This window comes from Ochrobactrum sp. CGA5, from assembly GCF_006345815.1.
Taxonomy (GTDB): Bacteria; Pseudomonadota; Alphaproteobacteria; order Rhizobiales; family Rhizobiaceae; genus Brucella.
Window position 1 is genome coordinate 285,362 of record NZ_VCIG01000005.1, and the last position, 20,475, is coordinate 305,836.

Genomic DNA, 20,475 nt, shown 5'->3' on the forward strand with positions numbered 1-20,475 from the left:
CTCTTTGATCAGAGCGTCGCGATTGTTTTCAGCGCGCCGTCGAGCGCGATGCCTTGCTCATCCAGCAAGGCCGCTTGCCGCAGGCGCCGCAGCCAGGCCGCACCGTCGTCGCGCTCGGTCAGAGCAGGCAGGGCAGACAAGACGCGGTCGAATTTGGAAAGACCACGCGAATGCGTATCGGAATACCCCTTGACCAAGCGGCGGCAGGCGAGAACTTCAACAGCGAGATCGTAGTTGCGCGGCAGGGTGACAAGCGCCTGTTTCAGCCAGGCTTCACGATGTTCCGTCTCGCGCCGATAGCGTAGACTGCCGCGCCGGAAGCGACGCAATCCCGAAACGACATAGAGACCAGTAAACCAGAACAGCGTTCCTGTATTGGCTCTGCGCCCCTTGCTGAAGCGCTTGTCGAGCCAGGTAAAGAGCTTCGGCCGGCTTTCGATCCATGCGCCGATGCCGCTTGGTAATGTACCGCACACCTCTTCCATACGCGGATGCATATACTCGGTCGTATAGGCAATCTGACCTTTCTTAAGGCCGATCTCCTTGCGTATCCGCTCGAAGCGTGAGCCGCGCACCTTGATGTCGGCCACTCTAACCACATCGTCATAAGCCATTGCGATAGCGACATATTTTGCCGCCTGCACAGTAAATGCGTAACTCTGAACCGCCCCGCCATTATCAAGATCGGCGTTGAACAGGGCCGAACAGCGGGTCAGATATTCGTCCGCATAGGCTGGATCCTGAAAATCGGTCAATTTCTTAATGCCTGCAAAAAGCATCGAATGACATTCGCCCGGAAATTCACTGCGAATGCGGGTCAGCAGAGCATCCAGAACAGGATGATCAGCCTGTTCTGGCAAAGGGTCGAGTCGCTTTGCGGGCGTTGCCGCAAGCTTGTCATTTGCGCCGCCAAGCGCACGCTGAAAGGCTGCTTCAAAGGCTCTCAGACTTGCCTCAATGCCCTTGCCGCCAGATTTGATGGTCTCTTCAAAGGCAGCTTTCTCGAAAGGTAAAGCGCCGGAAGCTGCGAGCGCCCCGAACAAAGCCGATGACACCACGCTACCACTTTTCGTTGCCAGCGCTTCCATATCAAAAGCAATGGTCTTGCGCGCAGCAAAGGCTGTCGCATCCTCGACAACGACAGGATTGCCGGTGCCGTCGCCCGGCTTTTCCTTTTCACCCACTGCGAAGGAGCGATGGGTTGAGGTGATGAGCAAGGTCTTGTCCGGCGTCACGAGACCACGCAGCACCGAGCGCCCCGCTTCCATCAATTCGGCCGCAATGACGATGTCCACGTCACCCGGCGTAGGCATCAGCGACAAGATCGGATGGGCACCTTCTCGTGCACGCAGCAGCTCAAGATAATAGATCGTTGCACCGGTTCTCTGCGCGACGCCAGGCACAGAGGTTGTCTGCGCGATCCAGCCATTGGCTTCCGCCAGCGCGACGACCCAGTCAGCCAGAACGCCGCCGCCCTGACCTCCCATGGCAAGTATGGCAATCGATAGCGGCTTGTCCTGCGAAAGAACAGCGGACGGCGATGCAGGTAGTGTGGACATTGTGGACATGGCCTGAACCTCAATCCGCAAAGACGATGCGCGATGCCCGGCGGCGCTTTTGCAGCCAACCGATGACACTGGAGCGCAGATGATGCACAAACTTGTCCCAACTTGTCGGATTATGGATGATATCGGCGCGATAGAAGGACGGGCACAGAACCGCGGCTTCCGAAACCTCGCCGCAATTGCCGCAACCGACACAGGAATTGTCGATGGCCGCGACCGGGTCGTCCTTCAGCGGATCATCAGTGTGTTTCACCGAAAGCGACGGGCAACCCGACAGGCGGATGCAGGCGTGATCGCCGGTGCACACGTCCTCATCGACGCCGAAACGCTGCTTGATCATCCGCATGCCGTCCTTGACGGCCTTGGCGAATTGCGGCTTTACGCGGCGCTGCTTGTTGAGCATGCATTCCGACGACGCCACGATGATCTTTGGGCCTTTTTCTTCCGTCGTCAGCGCTTCCTTCAACGTGTCGCGCATCTTTGCAACATCATAGGTATGGTCGATCTGGCGAACCCAACCCGCACCGATCCCCTTGACTGCATCGACGATGGAATTGTTGGTCTGGCGACTCGGATTGAACGCTCTGGACGACATCAGATCCTGACCGCCCGTCGCCGACGAATAGTAATTATCGACCACGAGGATGACACCATCCTGCTTGTTGAAGACGGCATTGCCGACCGAAGTGGCAAGGCCGTTGTGCCAGAAACCGCCGTCGCCCATTACCGAAATCGAGCGTTTGCCAGCAGGTACATTGAATGCGGAAGCCGAAGCGGGACCAAGACCATACCCCATAGTCGTGCCGCCGAGATTGAATGGTGGCAAGATGGAAAAGAGATGGCAGCCAATATCTGCTGAAACGTGATGCTCGCCCAGCTCCTTTTCCACCAGCTTCATGGCAGCAAAGATCGGTCGTTCCGGGCAACCGGTACAGAAGCCGGCGGGACGCGGTGGCACCACTTCGGCCAGCGCCTTGACCCGCGCATCGGCCAGAACCTGTGATGGATCGGGCAGCGGCGGGCGATTGCCGAGCAACTGCGGCGCATGCGCATCGAGAAACGCCATCAGCCCCTTCAAAAGCACGGGCGTCGTGTACTCACCGCCCAGCGGCAACACATCCTTGCCAGACAGTTTTGTGTGGATATCGCGGCGGCGTAACAGTGTGTGCAGCGCCTGCTCGATATATTCGGGCGCCCCTTCTTCCAGCATCAGCACAGCTTTCTTACCGGCAACGAAAGCTATAACTTCGTCGTCTATCATCGGATAGGCGACATTCATCACATAGAGCGGGACGCGACTTGCGCCGTAGACATCCGCCAGCCCCATTTGCTGCAAGGCCCGCATGGCGCTGTTGTAGAGCCCGCCTTGCAAGATGATGCCAACATCGCCATCTTGTGGGCCGAAATATTCGTTGAGACGATTAGCCTTGATGAACTCCACGGCAGCGGGCCAGCGCTTTTCGAGCTTTTCCTTCTCGTGCAGAAAAGATGCTGGCGGCAGGACGATGCGGTTTACATCGCGTTTCGGGTTTTCCAACGCTTCGGCCAGCGTGTGGGCAGGTCGCTTGTTATCCTTCGCAACAAACTGACCGTGCACATGGCAACTACGAATTCCGACCTGCAACATCACCGGAGTGTTTGAAGCTTCCGACAGCTCAAAACCTTTTTCAACGGCTTCCACGATCGAGGGCAAACTTGGCCTTGGGGTCATAAGCCATATTTGCGATTTCATCGCATAGGCATGGCTTCGCTCCTGCATGATGGAGGAGCCTTCGCCATAATCTTCGCCAATGATAACCAACGCACCGCCGGTCACGCCACCCGAGGCAAGATTAGACAGGGCATCGGAGGCGACATTGGTGCCAGCCGTCGATTTCCAAGTGACCGCGCCGCGTACCGGATACATTACTGAGGCGGAAAGCATGGCAGCCGCTGCGGCTTCCGATGCAGACGATTCAAAATGGACGCCCAGATCTTCCATCACGTCCTTTGCATCCGCGAGAACGTCCATGAGATGGGAGATCGGCGAACCCTGATAGCCGCCGACATACGACACGCCCGACTGCAACAGCGCCTTGGTGATGGCAAGAATACCTTCGCCGCTGAAAGTATCGCCTGCGCCAAGCTTCAGATCCTCGACCTCGCGGGCAAATGAGCGCTCCGCCATGACAATTCCCCTTTTTCCGTTTGCCGGAATATCAATTCATTTGCATTAGCATATTTTCCATTTCTCAAATGTGTCAATAGCGCTTCTCATTGTGACAATAATTATTGCATTTGCATATTTAATCCCGGAAGCATTTTCCCACTTGCATGAATTGGGATCTGGACGGTTGGAATTTTTCTCTTGACGGGTCGAAACTCCCAATTATATTTTAAGCTTAAAATAATTAACCGGCGCCGCTCGGCAGCAAATCGGAAAGGGAACTCAACATGCGTATCGTGTGTATCGGAGGCGGCCCGGCTGGCCTTTATTTCGGCCTTCTGATGAAGAAGCTTCATCCAGAACATGATATTACTGTCGTGGAGCGGAACCGCCCCTATGACACGTTCGGCTGGGGCGTTGTGTTTTCCGACGCGACCATGGAATCCATGAAAGTCTGGGATCCGGAAAGTGCGGCTCAAATTCAGGACGCCTTCAATCATTGGGACGATATCGAGGTGTTGTTCAAAGGTACGCGCCAGCGCACCAGCGGTCATGGCTTTGTCGGCATCGGACGCAAGCGCCTGCTCAACATTCTTCAAGCGCGCTGCGAAGCGCTGGGCGTAAAACTTCAGTTTGAAACCGATGTGGAAAGCGATCTCGATTTCCCCGACGCTGATCTCATCATCGCTTCGGATGGTCTGAACTCGCGCATTCGCAATCGCTATGAGGATGTTTTTGAACCCGATCTGATCGTGCGCCCCAATCGGTATATCTGGCTTGGCACGGAAAAGCTGTTCGACGCTTTTACCTTCGATTTCCGCAAGACCGATCACGGCTGGTTCCAGGCGCATATCTATAAGTTCGACGACAAGACCTCGACCTTTATCATCGAAACCACCGAAGAAGCCTATCTGGCGCACGGACTGAACCAGATGGACCAGTCCGCATCCATAGAATTCTGCGAGAAGCTTTTTGCGGAAACATTGGAAGGTGCGCCGCTGATGACCAATGCGCGCCATATGCGCGGCTCGGCCTGGCTGAACTTCAACCGTCTGATTTGCGGGAAATGGAGTCATTTCAACGGCAATTCCCATGTCGTTCTGATGGGCGACGCGGCCCATACCGCGCATTTCGCCATCGGATCAGGCACCAAACTTGCCATTGATGACGCGATTGAGCTTGCCAATCAGTTCCAGAAACTCGGCCACGGTAAGGAGCGCATACCGGAAGTCCTGCATGCCTATGAGGAGATCCGCCGGGTCGATGTCGCACGCATTCAGAACGCAGCGCGCAACGCCATGGAATGGTTCGAGGTCGTCGGCCAACGTTATGCCGACACACTGGAGCCGGAACAGTTCATGTATTCCATGCTGACGCGCTCGCAACGCATCAGCCACGAAAATCTGCGCCTGCGCGACAAGAACTGGCTGGAAGGCTATGAGCGCTGGTTTGCTCGCAAACAGGGACTGAATGTGACGGACGATGAACGTTGCCTGCCACCGATGTTTACACCCTATACGCTGCGCGGCGTGATGCTAGCGAACCGCATCGTCGTATCACCAATGGCAATGTATTCCGCGACCGATGGTCTGATCGACGATTTCCATATGGTGCATCTGGGTAGCCGCGCTATGGGCGGCGCGGGACTGGTCTTTGCCGAAATGACCTGCGTGTCGCCTGATGCGCGGATTACGCCCGGCTGTCTCGGCATCTGGAACGATGCGCAGGCCGAGGGCTGGAAGCGCGTTGTAGATTTCATTCACGGCAACAGCAATGCGAAGGTTGGCATGCAGATCGGCCATGCCGGGCGTAAAGGTGCGACCAAGCTTGCATGGGAAGGGATCGACCAGCCGCTGGACGATGGTGCATGGCCGCTTCTGTCTGCTTCCGCCCTTCCCTATCTCAAGAACAGCCAGACGCCTAAGGCGATGGACCGCGCCGACATGGACCGGGTGAAAGCGGATTTTGTCGCCGCCACCAAACGCGCCGCAGAAGCGGGCGTCGATTGGCTGGAGCTGCACTGCGCGCATGGCTATCTTCTGTCGAGCTTCCTCTCGCCGCTCACCAACCGGCGCGAGGATGAATATGGCGGCACTTACGAAAACCGCGCGCGCTATCCGCTGGAAGTCTTCTACGCAATCCGCGAAGTCTGGCCGCAGGACAAACCGATCTCGGTTCGTCTTTCCTGTCACGACTGGTTTGAAGGCGGCAACACGCCGGAAGATGCGGCGATCTTTGCCGACATGTTCAAGGCTGCTGGCGCCGATCTGATCGACTGTTCGTCAGGACAGGTCTGGAAGGAAGAAAAGCCGGTTTATGGCCGTCTGTTCCAGACCCCGTTCTCCGATAAGATCCGCAACGAAATCCACATTCCGACGATTGCCGTCGGCGCGATTTCGGAAGCCGATCATGCCAATTCGATCATCGCGGCTGGGCGCGCCGATCTCTGCGCCGTGGCCCGACCGCATCTTGCCGACCCGTCCTGGGCATTGCATGAAGCGGCAAAAATCGGAATCAACTCGATCGCATGGCCGAAGCAATATCGCTCCGCCAAATATCAGTATGAAGCCAATCTCGCCCGCGCCGCAACTACGCCGCAAGGCGCGAAATAGAGCCGGCGAGAGAACGGGGAGATTGCGATGAACGATGCCGCTGTTGTCCTTGCCCTTTCCGGCAAGCATGCGCTGGTCACCGGCGCCGGTAGCGGCATCGGCGCCGCTATCGCCGTTGGCCTTGCGCGCGCCGGGGCGAATGTAACGCTTGCAGGCCGCCGTCGCGAACCGCTGGAAGCAACCGCCGCCCTTTTGGGCTGTCAGCAGTACTTCATTGCCGATGGTTTCGATGTGACCAACCGCGAAGCCATTGCAACCGGGCTGGACAGCGCGCGCGCCGCATTCGGGCCGGTCGGTATTCTCATTAATAATGCCGGGGAAGCGCCGAGCGCACCTTTCGAGAAAACGAGCTTCGATATGTGGAGCCGCGTCCTCGACATTGATCTGACCGGTGTTTTCAATGTGACGCAGGCAACCCTCGAAGATATTAAATCGGGCGGCACAGGCGGACGTATTATCAATATTGCGTCTACGGCGGGGCTGAGCGGCTACGCTTACGTCTCGGCCTACTGCGCCGCAAAGCACGGGGTCGTGGGGCTGACCAGAGCACTGGCGCTGGAATTGGCCCGCAAGGGCGTGACGGTCAATGCCGTTTGCCCCGGTTTTACCGATACGCCGATCATTTCCCGCTCGATTGCGGCCATTGTCGCCAAGACCGGACGGTCGGAGGAAGATGTTCTGGCAGAATTCGTCAAAGCGAACCCGCAGGGACGCCTGATACAGCCGGAAGAAGTGGCTGAAACCGTGCTGTGGCTCACATCGCCCGGCGCGCAATCGATAACTGGACAGGCGATTGCAATCGCCGGTGGGGAGGTAATGGCAGGATGACCGACGGCACGATTTCGATGGCCAGCAATCTGAAGCCCTTCAAGGATTATCAGGCCACGCATTTTCTATGGCAGACAAGCGAAGACGGTCGCGTTGCCACGCTGACCTTGAACCGCCCGGACAGGAAAAATCCGCTGACATTCGAAAGTTACGCCGAGCTGCGCGATCTGTTTCGCGATCTCGTCTACGCCTCCGACGTACGCACCATCGTGCTGACCGGCGCTGGCGGAAACTTCTCATCGGGCGGCGATGTGTTCGAAATCATCGAACCGCTGACCCATATGACTATGCCCGATCTTCTGGCATTCACACGCATGACCGGCGATGTCGTAAAGGCCATGCGCAGATGTCCGCAGCAGATCATTGCGGCCGTTGACGGCATTTGCGCAGGCGCAGGCGCTATTCTGGCCATGGCATCGGATTTGCGCATCGCGACGCCGGAAGCAAAGACAGCTTTCCTCTTTACCCGCGTCGGTCTCGCAGGCGCCGATATGGGCGCATGTGGCATTCTTCCGCGTTTGATCGGTCAGGGCCGCGCATCGGAACTGCTTTATACCGGACGCTTCATGAGCGCTGACGAAGGCGAACGCTGGGGCTTCTTCAACGCGCTGCACCCGCAGGGCGACCTCATCGGCAAGGCCGACGCGCTGGCGCGCAATATTGCCGACGGTCCATGGTTCGCGCATGGCATGACCAAGACCATGCTCAATCAGGAATGGGCAATGGGCATTGAAGAGCTGGTGGAATCGGAAGCGCAGGCGCAGGCGATCTGCATGGCGACGCAGGATTTCCGCCGTGCCTTCGAGGCTTTCGCTGCCAAGCAGAAGCCCGTTTTCGAGGGGAACTGACGATGGATAGTTCCGCAGCACTACCGCTGACGCGGGAGCATCTCGACTGGCCGTTTTTTGACAAAGCCCATGCCGATTGGGCCGCAAAACTGGATGCCTTTGCTAAAAGCCCGGCGCTGGCCGATGTCGATCACAGCAATACCGACAATGCCTGCCGTGTTTTGGTGAAGGCGCTCGGCCAAGCCGGTTTGCTGGAAGCAGCCGTCAGCCTGACGGGCGGCGAAGGGATCGATTCCCGCAAGCTCTGCATTGCCCGTGAGACACTGGCCTATCATGACGGTCTGGCCGATTTCGCTTTTGCCATGCAGGGCCTCGGCACCGGCGCGATCAGCCTCACCGCATCGGACGGACTCAAGCAGGCCGTGCTGCCGAAAGTGGCAAGCGGTGAATGGATTTCGGCCTTTGCCCTGTCGGAAAAACTGGCAGGGTCCGATGTGGCGGCGATGAGCTGCGCCGCCAAAGCTGATGGCGACCATTATGTGCTCGACGGTGAAAAGACCTGGATTTCCAATGGGGGCATCGCCGATGTCTACACCGTCTTTGCCCGCGCCGGCGAAGCGCCCGGCACGCGGGGCATTTCGGCCTTTGTCGTGTTAGCCACCGATCCCGGCTTTTCCATCGCGGAGCGCATCGATGTGATTGCGCCGCATCCGCTGGCGACGATCCGCTTCGACAACTGCCGTATCCCGGCCTCGCGCCGCCTCGGCGCGCCGGGCGAAGGCTTCAAGATCGCCATGCGCACGCTTGATATTTTCCGCGCATCGGTTGCCGCAGCAGCGCTTGGCTTTGCGCGTCGTGCAGCCAGCGAGGCGCTGTCTCATGCACGGTCGCGCCCAATGTTCGGCGGCGCATTGGCCGACTTGCAGCTAACGCAAGCCACACTTGGCGACATGGCGACCGATATCGACGCCGCAGCACTTTTGACCTATCGCGCAGCATGGCGGCGCGACGTTCAGAAACAGAACACCACCAAGGAAGCCGCCATGGCCAAGATGGTTGCGACGGAAAACGCCCAGCAAACCATCGACAAGGCGGTGCAGATGTTTGGCGGTCGCGGTGTGAAAAGCGGCGAAATCGTCGAGCGGCTTTATCGCGAGATACGCGCACTTCGCATCTATGAGGGCGCAACTGAAGTGCAGAAACTCATTATCGCGCGCGAACTGCTGAAGGCGAATTAACGTCTGCCCCCGTACGTATTTTCTGGAGACACAACATGCATAAGACACTGCAGCCGCAAGGCTGGGCCCGCCCCATCGGATATGCCAATGGCGTTGAAGCGCGTGGGCGCACCGTCTATATCGGCGGTCAGATCGGCTGGAACGAACAGCAACAGTTCGAGACCGACGATTTCGTCGAGCAGACCGAGCAGACATTGAAAAACATTGTCGCCATTCTGGCGGAAGCTGGCGGCAGGCCGGAGCATATCGCCTCCATGACCTGGTATTTCACCGACAAGGCTGAATATACCGCCAATCTGAAAGGCATCGGTCGCGCCTATCGTGATGTGATCGGCAAGCACTTCCCTGCCATGGCGGCGGTGCAGGTTGTCGCGCTGGTCGAAGACCGGGCCAAGATCGAAATACAGGCTTTTGCCGTTATACCGGACTGAGACCGCCATGGCCGATAGACGCGTATTCTCCCCCGCTGTGACAGGCACAGTTGTCGATGGCATTCTTGTTGTCACGGTCGATAACCCGCCGGTCAATGCCACCTCCGCCGAGGTGCGCAAAGGTTTTGCCGCAGCCATTCTCCATGCGTCAGAAGACGCGGCGATCCGCGCGACCGTGCTGAGCGGCGCTGGCAAGATATTCATCGGCGGGGCTGATATTCGCGAATTCGGCAAGCCGCCGGTCGAACCGACATTGCCGGATGTCATCACGCTCATCGAAAGCGCGGACAAGCCCGTGGTGGCTGCAATCAACGGTCCTGCTTTGGGCGGCGGACTGGAGGTTGCACTTGCCGCTCACGCGCGGATCGCATCGACCAGCGCATCCTTTGCCCTGCCGGAAGTCAAGCTCGGGATCGTGCCCGGCGCTGGCGGCACGCAGCGCCTGCCGCGATTGATCGGACCGCTGGCAGCGCTCGACATGATCGCCACCGGACGCCAGATCGCCCCGGACGAAGCGCAGCAATTGGGCCTCATTGACCAGATATCGGTCGGCGATCTTGTGGCCGACGCCATCGCGCTCGCCAATGCGCTGATCGGCAAGCCGGTGCGTCGGACCGGCGATCTGTCGGTTACCGCGCCCGATGCTACAGCCTTTGAACAAGCCAAGGCCAAAATCCTGAAAAAGGCACGCGGCGCTACGGCTCCCGGCGAAGCCGCGCGGCTGGTGCAGCTTTCCACAACGGCCTCTATTGCTGAAGGTCTGGACGAAGAACGCGCGACCTTCATCTGCCTGCGCGATAGCGAAGAGGCTGCCGCCTTGCGGCATCTGTTCTTTGCCGAACGCGCCGCTGGAAAAGTGGAAGGCATGGAGGCAAAGCCTCTGACGCTTTCCACTATCGGCATCGCCGGAACCGGCCTGATGGGATCGGGCATCGCCGTCGCCTGCCTTGCTGCTGGCTACAAGGTCATCGGCTATGAAACGACCGCGGAAGCCGCCGCCAAGGGCCATGCGCGGATCAGCGAAATGATCCAGAAGGCTGTCGATACCGGCAGGCTTTCCGCTGAGGCCGCTGACGCGCAACGCGCGAAGCTCTCCGTCAGCGCCGACATGTCCGCACTGGCCGATGCCGATCTCGTCATCGAAGCCGTCTTCGATGATTTCACCGTCAAGGCCTCGCTGTTCCGCGAGCTTGACGCATTGCTGCCTGCGACAACCATTCTGGCGACCAATACGAGCTATCTCAATCCGGATGAGCTGGCCGCCGTCACCAACCGCACCGACCGGGTGCTGGGGCTCCATTTCTTCTCGCCAGCCAATATCATGCGGCTTCTGGAAGTGGTGCGCTGCGTGGAAACGTCCGATGAGACGCTTGCAACCGGCATCGCTTTTGCCCGCAAGATCAGGAAGCTGCCCATCGTCACCGGTGTCTGCGAAGGCTTCATCGGCAACCGGATGTTTTCGGCCTATCGCACGGAAGCCGAGAAAATGCTGGCCGAAGGCGCCTATCCCGAAGATATCGATCGCGCCATGGAAGCCTATGGCTTTCCGATGGGGCTTTTCGCGGTTTACGACATGGCCGGGCTAGAAATTGCCTGGGCGCGGCGCAAGAGAGCGGCGACAAGCCGTGATCCCGAGCTTCCTTATTTCGATGTTGCCGACAAATTATGCGAAGGCGGGCGTTTCGGGCGCAAGGCCGGTCTCGGCTGGTATCGTTATACGGAGGACGGTATTCGGGTCAGCGACCCGGACGTCCATGCACTGATCGACGATTACCGCGCGCGCAACGCTATTGTTCCTCGTTGTTTCACCGACGAAGCGATCATGCAGCGCTTGCTCGCCGCAATGGCCAACGAAGGACAAAGCCTGCTTGAAGGGGGTATAGCGCGCCGTTCCGACGATATCGATCTCGTTCTGGTCAACGGCTACGGCTTCCCGTCGATCAAAGGCGGTCCCATGTTCGCGACACGTCATATTGGAGAAACCAGATGAGCGAAGCTTTCATTTGCGACTATATCCGCACCCCCATCGGACGTTTTGGTGGTGCGTTGTCCGGTGTTCGTACAGACGATCTTGCCGCTATTCCGTTGCAAGCTCTGGTCGAGCGTAATCCGGCTTTGGATTGTGAAGCGATTGACGACGTGATTTTCGGCTGCGCCAATCAGGCTGGTGAAGATAATCGCAATGTCGCGCGCATGGCGGCACTGCTTGCGGGTTTTCCCGTTACTGTCACCGGGACGACGATCAACAGACTTTGTGGTTCCGGGATGGACGCAATTTTGGCCGCCGCACGTGCCATCCGCGCAGGTGAAGCAGAGCTTATGATCGCAGGTGGTGTAGAAAGCATGAGCCGTGCGCCATTTGTTATGCCTAAAGCGGACAGCCCGTTCTCACGCCGGGCAGAAATCCACGATACGACCATTGGCTGGCGCTTCGTCAATCCGGTAATGAAAGCACAATACGGCATCGATTCCATGCCGGAGACCGGGGATCACGTAGCCATTGACTACACGGTCGCGCGCGCCGATCAGGATGAGTTTGCCTTGCGCAGCCAGAAGAAAGCCGCGAGGGCACAAAACAGCGGTCGGCTGGCGCAGGAAATAACGCCCGTTTCCATACCGCAGCGCAAGGACGATCCCGTGGTCGTCAGTGCTGACGAACATCCGCGTGAGACTACCCTTGATGCGTTGGCCAAACTGAAACCAATTAATCGGCTGGAAGGCGCTACCGTTACCGCCGGCAACGCCTCCGGGGTCAATGACGGAGCTGCAGCACTCATCGTCGCTTCGGAACCGGCTGCTCGAAAATTCGGTCTTACACCCATTGCTCGAATTCTCGGGGGGGCAACGGCAGGCGTTCCTCCGCGCATCATGGGCATAGGCCCGGCACCAGCATGTCAGAAACTGATGACACGGCTCGGAATGATGCAGGATCAGTTCGATATAATCGAACTGAATGAAGCCTTTGCCAGCCAGGGACTGGCCACGTTGCGTCTTCTCGGAATTGCCGATGACGACGTTCGCGTCAATCCGAACGGCGGTGCCATCGCTCTCGGGCATCCGCTCGGCATGTCCGGAGCGCGTATCACTGGCACGGCAGCGCTGGAATTGAAACTCGGCGGGGGGCGCTTTGCCCTGGCCACAATGTGCATCGGCGTTGGACAAGGTATCGCCATTGCTATTGAGCGGGTTTAGCGCCCATGGCGGTGATCTGCCGGTTTGAACGGCAGATCATCGGTTCTGTACCTTCCAGATTAAATGATGGCCAAATCTTGGCAGGCATCTCTTTTGAGAAGAAGATTATCTATAACGGATAGGCAATGCTATTCGTTACCGTCGTCAACAAGGTGATTACCTACCGACTTCTTGACGCGCTCTATATCTCTCAGCAGCGATGCGATTGTGTCGCGATCAACATCAGCCATCAGGTCCCGCAACCAGCTTTCATGGACCTGTGCCATTTTTGCGAAAGCCACCTGTCCAGTATCGGTCAATCGCGCAACGGTAACGCGCCTGTCCGCACCGGGTGTCTCACGGCGCACCAGTCCATCCGCTTCCAGTCGTTCAATCAAGCCGGTGATATTACCATTGGTCACCATGGTTCGGCGTGAGAGTTCCCCAAGTCGTAGCCCGCCTGGTTCCCGGTAAAGCTGAGCAAGAATGTCAAACTGTGGTAGCGTGACCCCAAATTCATTGCGTAGACGACGGCGGATTTCCTGTGAAAGCAGTCTAGTTGTTGCCAACATGCGCAGCCAGAGACGCAGTTCCAACTTTTCACCCTCGTCGACTTCAGTGACTATAAATTCGAGATCCATTACTGCTGCCCGGTGCATAGTGTTGCGCTGCAATCAAAGACAATTGCGCCAAGCAGCAGATATTTCAAGTCTAAATCAACCTGAGCTTTCCGCGCTCCGCTAAATATAGCCTCAGTCAGCGCGGCTCACTTATATTGCATCTTTATGCATATATAATTGTGCGACCTTGCGCTCCCCGGCACCGTTAAAGGACGCTTTAAAATTAAGCGTAATCGTCCAAAATTTGGATATATACGCGAGGGCTTGGCAAAAGAGATACTTGCAAGAGCATATTACCTGCCATAGGCTTCGAGCGAACGTCCGAAAGAGATCGGTTCATCAAGGACCGCACAATAATACCGGCGCCGACTCTGGACGAAATGGGGATTTCATGAGCGATACATCTGTTCTTTCAAGCCTTGCGTCCGGACTACTGTCTGGCGCTGTTAAGGTGGTCGACATCACCGCACCGCTCGGCCCGGATACGCCCGTCCTCTACCTTCCCCCGCAATTTGGCAAGAACACCCCTAACGTTAAAGTCCACACTATTAGCCAATACGATCCAGACGGTCCGTTCTGGGCCTGGAACTGGATAGAGCTCGGCGAACATACCGGCACCCATTTCGATGCCCCTTGCCACTGGATCACCGGCAAGGATCACTCCGACAACACCACCGATACCATCCCCCCACAGAACTTCGTTGCTCCCGTAAACGTAATTGATCGTTCCGCACAGGCCGATGCCGACGCCGATTACCTGCTGACAGTAGAAAGCATTAGGGAATGGGAAGCAGAGCATGGCGAGATTGAAGCCGGTTCATGGGTGCTTATGCGCACCGACTGGTACAAGCGCAATGGATCGACAGAAACCTTTCTGAATGCCGACGAAGACGGACCACATTCTCCAGGACCAACGGTCGAAGCAATAGAGTATCTTCTTTCCAAAGGTATTATAGGTTGGGGGCAGGAAACTGTTGGTACGGATGCAGGGTCGGCGGGAACGATGACCCCACCGTTCCCCGCACACAATCTTATGCACAAGGCAAACCGATACGGATTGGCGAGCCTGAGTAACCTTGACCAGTTACCTGCTAAGGGTGCGATCCTGATCGCAGCACCACTGAAATTCGTAAAGGGTACCGGCTCGCCAGTCCGTGCGCTCGCCCTAGTAATCGGGGAATAAAAGGTCCGTAACTAGAACGCATCCCGAAAAGCCAGGCAGTCTTCGGAATGTGTGGTGTGCCAAACGAGCGCTTTGCTTATGCAGCGCGCTCGATTGCCCCTTATTGCTTGAGAATGTGGCCGCGAACGCACGACAATTCATTGAAGCTCGCGGTTCCGGGCCTGCCTCATCACTCTGCAGCGTAAACAATTCACAGAATCCGCGCCGAAAGTCGCAAATGTAGCTTTCCGCGAATCGGACAGCTTTGCCCTCTATATCCAACTGACATTCAAACGTCGCAAATCACGGAAACTGCGGCCTTTTTCCAGCGCGCTCACCGGATGGTCCGCTCATGTAAACAGGATGAAAATCAACCATTCCGTACCAGAAAACAAGCACTGGAATCACTCAAGAAAACGTGAATAAATTAATTAAGTCAAAGTGTTGATAAGTTCTCTTGCAAGTAGCCTGCTTATCCATAAGATGCGGGACATTTCAAAAATTTCAAAGGAGGGGTTCCCAAATGTATCGTAAATTTCTACTGACAGGTGTGTGTCTTCTGGCGCTGGCAGGAGCAGCTTCAGCGGAAGTCGTCCTTAATCGTGGTAACGACACTGATCCGGCGACACTGGACCATCATCGCACCTCGACGGTGGCTGAAGGCAATGTCATGCGCGATTTGTATGACGGCCTGACAATTCAGAATGCAAACGGCGAAGCTGTGCCTGGCGTGGCGAAATCCTGGGATGTCTCTGAAGACGGTACAGTCTACACCTTCCATCTGCGCGATGACGCCAAATGGTCGAACGGCGATCCGGTCACCGCCGGTGACTTCCAGTTCACCTTCCGCCGCCTGATGGACCCGAAGACAGCCGCCGGTTATGCCAGCATGCTGTTCATCATCAAAAACGCCGAAGATATTGCCGGCGGCAAAAAGCCGACTGATCAGCTCGGCGTCGAAGTCGTCGATGACCATACGCTCAAGATCACGTTGAACGCCCCTGCTCCGTATTTCCTTGAGCTTCTGACCCACCAGACTGGTTTTCCGATGCACCAGAAAAGCGTCGAGGAAAATGGCGACAAGTTCACCACACCTGGCAAGATGGTGACGAACGGCGCCTATATGCTTGTAAGCTTCACCCCGAACGACAAGATCGTGATGAAGAAGAATCCGTATTATTACGAAGCGGATCAGGTGAAGATCGATACGGTCAACTGGATACCGTTCGAGGATCGGGCAAGCTGCATGCGCCGTTTTGAGGCGAAAGAAGTGCAGATCTGCTCCGACGTTCCAGCGGAGCAGATGGACTATGTGAAGAAGAACCTTTCCAAGGAATTCCGTATGGCGCCTTATCTCGGCGTCTATTATCTGCCGGTAAAGGGCAAAACGGCAGACAGCAAGCTGAAGGACCCGCGTGTCCGTCAGGCCATTTCCATGGCTATCGACCGTGATTTCATCGCGGATCAAGTCTGGCAGGGCACCATGCTGCCGGGCTATTCGATGGTTCCTCCAGGCATCGCCAATTATGTAAAGGACGCGCCGAAGCTGAACTACTCCGCCGATATGTTGGAGCGCGAAGACAAGGCTAAGGAACTGTTGAAGGAAGCTGGCGTCGAGCCGAACACACTTTCGATCGAACTGCTTTATAACACCTCGGAAAACAACAAGAACACGATGGCCGCCATTGCTGATCAGCTTGGCAATATCGGCATCAAGGCGTCGCTGAACGAAACCGAAGGGGCGACTTACTTTAACTACATGCGCGACGACGGTCCATTTGACATCGCCCGTGCAGGCTGGATCGGTGATTACAACGATCCGCAGAACTTCCTGTTCATCAGCCAGAGCAATGTGAGCTTCAACTACTCCAAGGTGAAGAACGCGGATTACGATGCGCTGATGGCGAAGGCGGAGAAAACCTTGGATCTCAACGAACGCGCCAAAACACTGGCAGAGGCCGAACAACTGAAGCTCGATGAGATGAGCAATATCCCAATCCTCTATTACTCGTCACGCGCGCTCGTTTCGGACAAGATCGACGGTTGGAACGACAACTTGATGGATAGCCACAAGACGCGCTGGCTCTCGTTTAAGCAATAAATTTTCAGCTTGGGCTGCGCTTATCAGCGTGGCCCTTTTTCTTCCGGTAATTCCCGGAAGGCCCTCTTTTGTCGGGGCTAACATTTCTGATAAGCATATAGGAGTTTTCACAATGGTTCGCTGCTTCCTGATGACAGGTATTTGCCTCATGGCGTTGAGCGGCGCTGCATCGGCAGAAACAGTGCTCAACCGGGGTAACGATACTGACCCTGCCACGCTGGACCAGCATCACACGACCACCGTTTCGGAAAACCGTGTCCTGCGCGACCTCTATGAAGGTTTACTCGCGCAGAATGAGAAGGGCGAAGCGGTCCCTGGTGCGGCTGCATCATGGAATATTTCCGAAGATGGCCTAACGTACACGTTCCATATGCGTGAAAATGCCAAATGGTCGAATGGTGATCCGGTCACTGCTGGCGATTTTGAATTTTCCTTCCGCCGCATCATGGACCCGAAGACGGCGGCGGGCTACGCGAGCGTCCTCTATGCCATCAAGAATGCCGAGGAGGTTGCCACCGGCAAGATGCCGGTCGAACAACTGGGTGTCAAAGCGCTTGATGACAAGACGCTTCAGATAACTCTCAAGAACCCTGCCCCTTATTTCCTTGAGCTTCTTACTCATCAGACCGGCTTCCCTGTCAACAAGAAGGCGGTCGAAAAATTCGGAGATAAGTTCACCTTACCCGGCAATATGGTGACCAATGGCGCCTATACGCTTGTCAGCTTTACGCCCAATGACAAGATTTCCATGAAGAAGAACCCGAACTATTGGGATGCGTCCAATGTAAAGATCGATGCGGTGAACTGGATACCGTTCGAGGATCGGGCAAGTTGCATGCGCCGCTTTGAGGCAAAGGAAGTCGACATCTGCTCAGATGTTCCTGCCGAGCAGATGGACTATGTGAAGAAGAACCTGACGAAAGAGTTCCGCCTCGCGCCCTATCTCGGTATCTACTACGTCGACATCAAAGGCGAGCCATCGAGCAAACTGCGCGACCCACGTGTGCGCCGGGCTATATCTATGGCCGTTGATCGTGAGTTTCTGGCCAATGAGGTCTGGCGCGGTGTGATGCTGCCAGCCAGCTCGATGGTGCCGCCAGGCATCGCGAATTACGTGAAGGACGCGCCGAAGCTGGATTTTGCCGATGAGGACGTACTGGATCGCGAAGACAAGGCAAAGGAACTGCTGGAGGAAGCAGGGGTCCAGCCGGGTAGCCTCTCGGTGACCCTGCGTTACAACACCTCTGAAAACCATAAAAACACGATGGCAGCGCTTGCCAATATGCTGGGTAATATCGGCATCAAGGCGACCCTCGATGAAGTCGAAGGGGCTACCTTCTACAACTACCTTCAGGAAAAGGGTATGTTTGACATCACCCGCGACGGCTGGATCGGAGACTACAACGATCCAAATTCGTTCCTGGAGCTTTATACCACCGGCAATTACTTCAATTATGCCGAATGGTCGAACAAGGATTACGACGCGCTTATGGCGAAATCTGCGACGACGACCAACCTCGCTGAACGCGCAACAATCCTCGCGGAAGCAGAGAAGATACTGCTCAGTGACAGCGCCGTCGTGCCGCTGATGTATTATTCGTCGACGGCTCTCGTTGCCGATCGCGTTCAGGGGTACGAAGATAACCTCATGAATTCGCACGGCACGCGCTGGCTATCCATAAAAAACTAAAACAAGAACTGAAACGCCCTCAGGGGTTGCCGGACCGTCACCAAACGGTCTGGCAAGGAAGGGACAAATATTATGCTGGGCTATACGCTCCGAAGATTGGGTAGTGCTATACCCACGATTTTCATCATCATCACGCTGACATTCTTTCTTATCCGGCTCGCGCCCGGTGGACCTTTCGACCTTGAAAGGCCGATTGATCCGCTGATCCTGGAGAACCTCAAGAAAGCCTATAATATGGATGCGCCGCTGTGGCAGCAGTATCTGATTTATCTGGGCAATCTTCTGCACGGCGATCTTGGACCCAGCTTCACGCGACGCGATTTCACCGTGAACGATCTTTTCGCTTCCGGCCTGCCGGTATCGATCATGCTCGGCACGCTCGGACTGACGCTTGCGGCAATTATCGGAACGTTTCTCGGCACATTGGCAGCACTGAAGCAGAATTCGACCATCGACTATTTCGTTGTCGCGCTGGCCACATTTGGGATCACTACGCCGAACTTCGTCGTGGCTCCTCTTCTCAGCCTTTTGTTTGGCGTCATCCTCGGCTGGGTTCCGGCGGGAGGCTGGTCGTCGGCCAACATAACCTACTGGATATTGCCGGTGCTGACACTCGCATTGCCGCAGGTCGGCGTCATTGCACGTCTTGTGCGCGGGGCGACGATTGAGGCATTGCGCGCCAATCACGTGCGCACCGCGCGCGCCTATGGCCTGCCATCGCGGGTCGTCGTTGGCGTACATGCCTTGCGCGCCGCGATGCTTCCTGCCGTTTCCTATCTCGGCCCGACGGCAGCAGCCCTTCTCACAGGTTCGGTGGTGGTCGAGACGATCTTCGGCATTCCCGGCATCGGTCGCTATTTCGTGCAGGGTGCGCTTAGCCGCGATTACACCCTCGTCATGGGAACCGTGGTTGTCATTTCGATCTTCGTCGTGGTGTTCAACCTGATTGTCGATCTTCTTTATGCATGGCTTGATCCGAGGGTTCGCTATGACTGATCTTACTGCACCGACGGAAACCGCCCGGCTGGAAATTCCAAGCCGCTCGCTCTGGCAGGATGCCTGGCTGCGCCTGCGCAAGAACAAGGCAGCCGTGGCAAGCGCCATCGTCCTTCTCCTGATGGCTTTTCTGGGCGTATTCGGCCCCATGTTGAGCCCGCACCCCTACGACAAAATCTATCCGCAGTTTGTGCGCGTGGCCCCGAGCCTTGAAGCCTATCCGCGTGCGGATACGGTCATGCCGGGCCTCGAACGTGAATTGGCCCGCGCGCGGCTGAAGGCTGCTGGCGAACCTGAACTGAATGGCAACAATGTCGTTGTCAACTTCTCCGCACAGCGCCCGACAGATGAGCGTGTGCTGCGTTATTTCCAACGCTCAGACCTGTTCAGCAATCCGAGGATCGACATCGCGTCGGATGGACTGTCAGGCAAGCTGACGCTCGACGTGACCCGCAATTACTTCTTGCTTGGCACCGACAATCTGGGCCGCGATCTGATGACGCGCATTTTCATCGGTGTCCGTATGTCGCTTGCCATCGGCCTGCTTGCCTCGGCAATGGCTTTGGTGTTGGGCGTGTCCTACGGTGCCGTCTCGGGCTATCTGGGCGGCCGCATTGACAATGTGATGATGCGACTGGTCGATATTCTCTATTCGCTGCCCTTCATCTTCTTCGTGATATTGATGCTCGTCTTCTTCGGGCGATCCATTTTCATCATCTTCATTGCTATCGGCGCGACGGAATGGCTGGATATGGCGCGCATCGTGCGCGGACAGACTTTGAGCCTCAAACGTCAGGAATTCGTGCAGGCAGCAGAAGCGCTTGGTGCGACACGAAGCGGCGTAATCACCCGCCATATTATTCCGAATGCGCTTGGCCCTGTCGTTGTTTTTGTGACGCTCCTGGTGCCGAAGGCAATCCTGCTTGAAAGTCTCCTCTCCTTCCTCGGTCTTGGCGTTCAGGATCCCCTCACCTCTCTTGGACTGCTGATTTCCGAAGGTTCCAACAACGTGAGTGGCGCAAGCTGGCAATTGATCTGGCCTGCCGCAACGCTGACCATTATCCTGTTTGCGCTGAACTTCCTTGGCGACGGCCTGCGCGACAGCCTTGACCCGAAGGATCGCTGAG

The 20,475-nt window shown here is 56.7% G+C and carries 15 protein-coding genes; 12 read left to right on the forward strand and 3 right to left on the reverse strand.

The genetic code is table 11. From position 1 onward, the window contains the following. Window positions 1-8 precede the first annotated feature (8 nt). Both FJQ48_RS06055 and FJQ48_RS06060 read right to left on the reverse strand, forming a co-directional pair. The gene (locus FJQ48_RS06055; protein ID WP_139974615.1) at window positions 9-1,559 is read right to left on the reverse strand and encodes an indolepyruvate oxidoreductase subunit beta family protein; all 1,551 of its coding nucleotides are present in this window, start codon (window positions 1,557-1,559) and stop codon (window positions 9-11) included. Window positions 1,560-1,578: 19 nt separating this feature from the next. Next, on the reverse strand, window positions 1,579-3,732 hold the full coding sequence (locus tag FJQ48_RS06060) for an indolepyruvate ferredoxin oxidoreductase subunit alpha (protein WP_139974295.1): 2,154 nt from the start codon (window positions 3,730-3,732) through the stop codon (window positions 1,579-1,581). Window positions 3,733-3,998: 266 nt separating this feature from the next. On the opposite strand from FJQ48_RS06060, the gene FJQ48_RS06065 reads away from it, so the two are divergent. From FJQ48_RS06065 to pcaF, 7 genes are read left to right on the forward strand one after another with little or no spacing between them, the layout of a single operon-like run. Then, window positions 3,999-6,323 carry a bifunctional salicylyl-CoA 5-hydroxylase/oxidoreductase gene (locus tag FJQ48_RS06065; protein WP_139974296.1) on the forward strand — a complete coding sequence of 775 codons (2,325 nt, stop codon included), beginning with the start codon at window positions 3,999-4,001 and terminating at the stop codon, window positions 6,321-6,323. A 27-nt stretch (window positions 6,324-6,350) separates the two neighbouring features. After that, window positions 6,351-7,151: an SDR family NAD(P)-dependent oxidoreductase gene (locus FJQ48_RS06070; protein WP_139974297.1), complete on the forward strand. Its 801-nt coding sequence runs from the start codon at window positions 6,351-6,353 to the stop codon at window positions 7,149-7,151. After that, window positions 7,148-7,999 (forward strand): enoyl-CoA hydratase family protein, encoded by an 852-nt coding sequence (locus tag FJQ48_RS06075; RefSeq protein ID WP_139974298.1) that lies wholly within the window; start codon window positions 7,148-7,150, stop codon window positions 7,997-7,999. The genes FJQ48_RS06070 and FJQ48_RS06075 overlap by 4 nt, the downstream gene beginning before the upstream one ends. Window positions 8,000-8,001: 2 nt before the next feature. Then, a complete protein-coding gene (locus FJQ48_RS06080) occupies window positions 8,002-9,177 on the forward strand; it encodes an acyl-CoA dehydrogenase family protein (RefSeq protein WP_139974299.1) in 1,176 nt (391 codons plus the stop codon). Window positions 9,178-9,212: 35 nt separating this feature from the next. Beyond that, complete coding sequence (locus FJQ48_RS06085) at window positions 9,213-9,608, forward strand: RidA family protein (protein ID WP_010659199.1); 396 nt, start codon at window positions 9,213-9,215, stop codon at window positions 9,606-9,608. Between the two features lie 7 nt (window positions 9,609-9,615). Then, window positions 9,616-11,598: a 3-hydroxyacyl-CoA dehydrogenase NAD-binding domain-containing protein gene (locus tag FJQ48_RS06090; RefSeq protein ID WP_139974300.1), complete on the forward strand. Its 1,983-nt coding sequence runs from the start codon at window positions 9,616-9,618 to the stop codon at window positions 11,596-11,598. After that, window positions 11,595-12,800, forward strand: coding sequence for a 3-oxoadipyl-CoA thiolase (gene pcaF / locus FJQ48_RS06095; protein WP_139974301.1), 1,206 nt, complete (start codon window positions 11,595-11,597; stop codon window positions 12,798-12,800). The genes FJQ48_RS06090 and pcaF overlap by 4 nt, the downstream gene beginning before the upstream one ends. A 128-nt stretch (window positions 12,801-12,928) precedes the next feature. Here the strand turns inward: pcaF and FJQ48_RS06100 are convergent, their stop codons facing one another. Beyond that, window positions 12,929-13,420 (reverse strand): MarR family transcriptional regulator, encoded by a 492-nt coding sequence (locus tag FJQ48_RS06100; protein ID WP_139974302.1) that lies wholly within the window; start codon window positions 13,418-13,420, stop codon window positions 12,929-12,931. 370 nt (window positions 13,421-13,790) lie between these two features. Here FJQ48_RS06100 and FJQ48_RS06105 point away from each other — a divergent pair, with 370 nt between their 5' ends. From FJQ48_RS06105 to FJQ48_RS06125, 5 genes are all read left to right on the forward strand, one after another. Further along, a complete protein-coding gene (locus tag FJQ48_RS06105) occupies window positions 13,791-14,582 on the forward strand; it encodes a cyclase family protein (RefSeq protein ID WP_139974303.1) in 792 nt (263 codons plus the stop codon). Between the two features lie 502 nt (window positions 14,583-15,084). Beyond that, window positions 15,085-16,662 carry a peptide ABC transporter substrate-binding protein gene (locus FJQ48_RS06110; protein WP_139974304.1) on the forward strand — a complete coding sequence of 526 codons (1,578 nt, stop codon included), beginning with the start codon at window positions 15,085-15,087 and terminating at the stop codon, window positions 16,660-16,662. 112 nt (window positions 16,663-16,774) lie between these two features. Then, entirely contained in the window at window positions 16,775-18,352 is a 1,578-nt protein-coding gene (locus FJQ48_RS06115; protein WP_139974305.1) for a peptide ABC transporter substrate-binding protein, read from the forward strand. A 72-nt stretch (window positions 18,353-18,424) separates the two neighbouring features. Then, window positions 18,425-19,348, forward strand: coding sequence for an ABC transporter permease subunit (locus tag FJQ48_RS06120; RefSeq protein WP_139974306.1), 924 nt, complete (start codon window positions 18,425-18,427; stop codon window positions 19,346-19,348). Beyond that, window positions 19,341-20,474 carry an ABC transporter permease subunit gene (locus tag FJQ48_RS06125; protein WP_139974307.1) on the forward strand — a complete coding sequence of 378 codons (1,134 nt, stop codon included), beginning with the start codon at window positions 19,341-19,343 and terminating at the stop codon, window positions 20,472-20,474. Before FJQ48_RS06120 ends, FJQ48_RS06125 begins: the two co-directional genes overlap by 8 nt. Window position 20,475 lies beyond the last annotated feature (1 nt).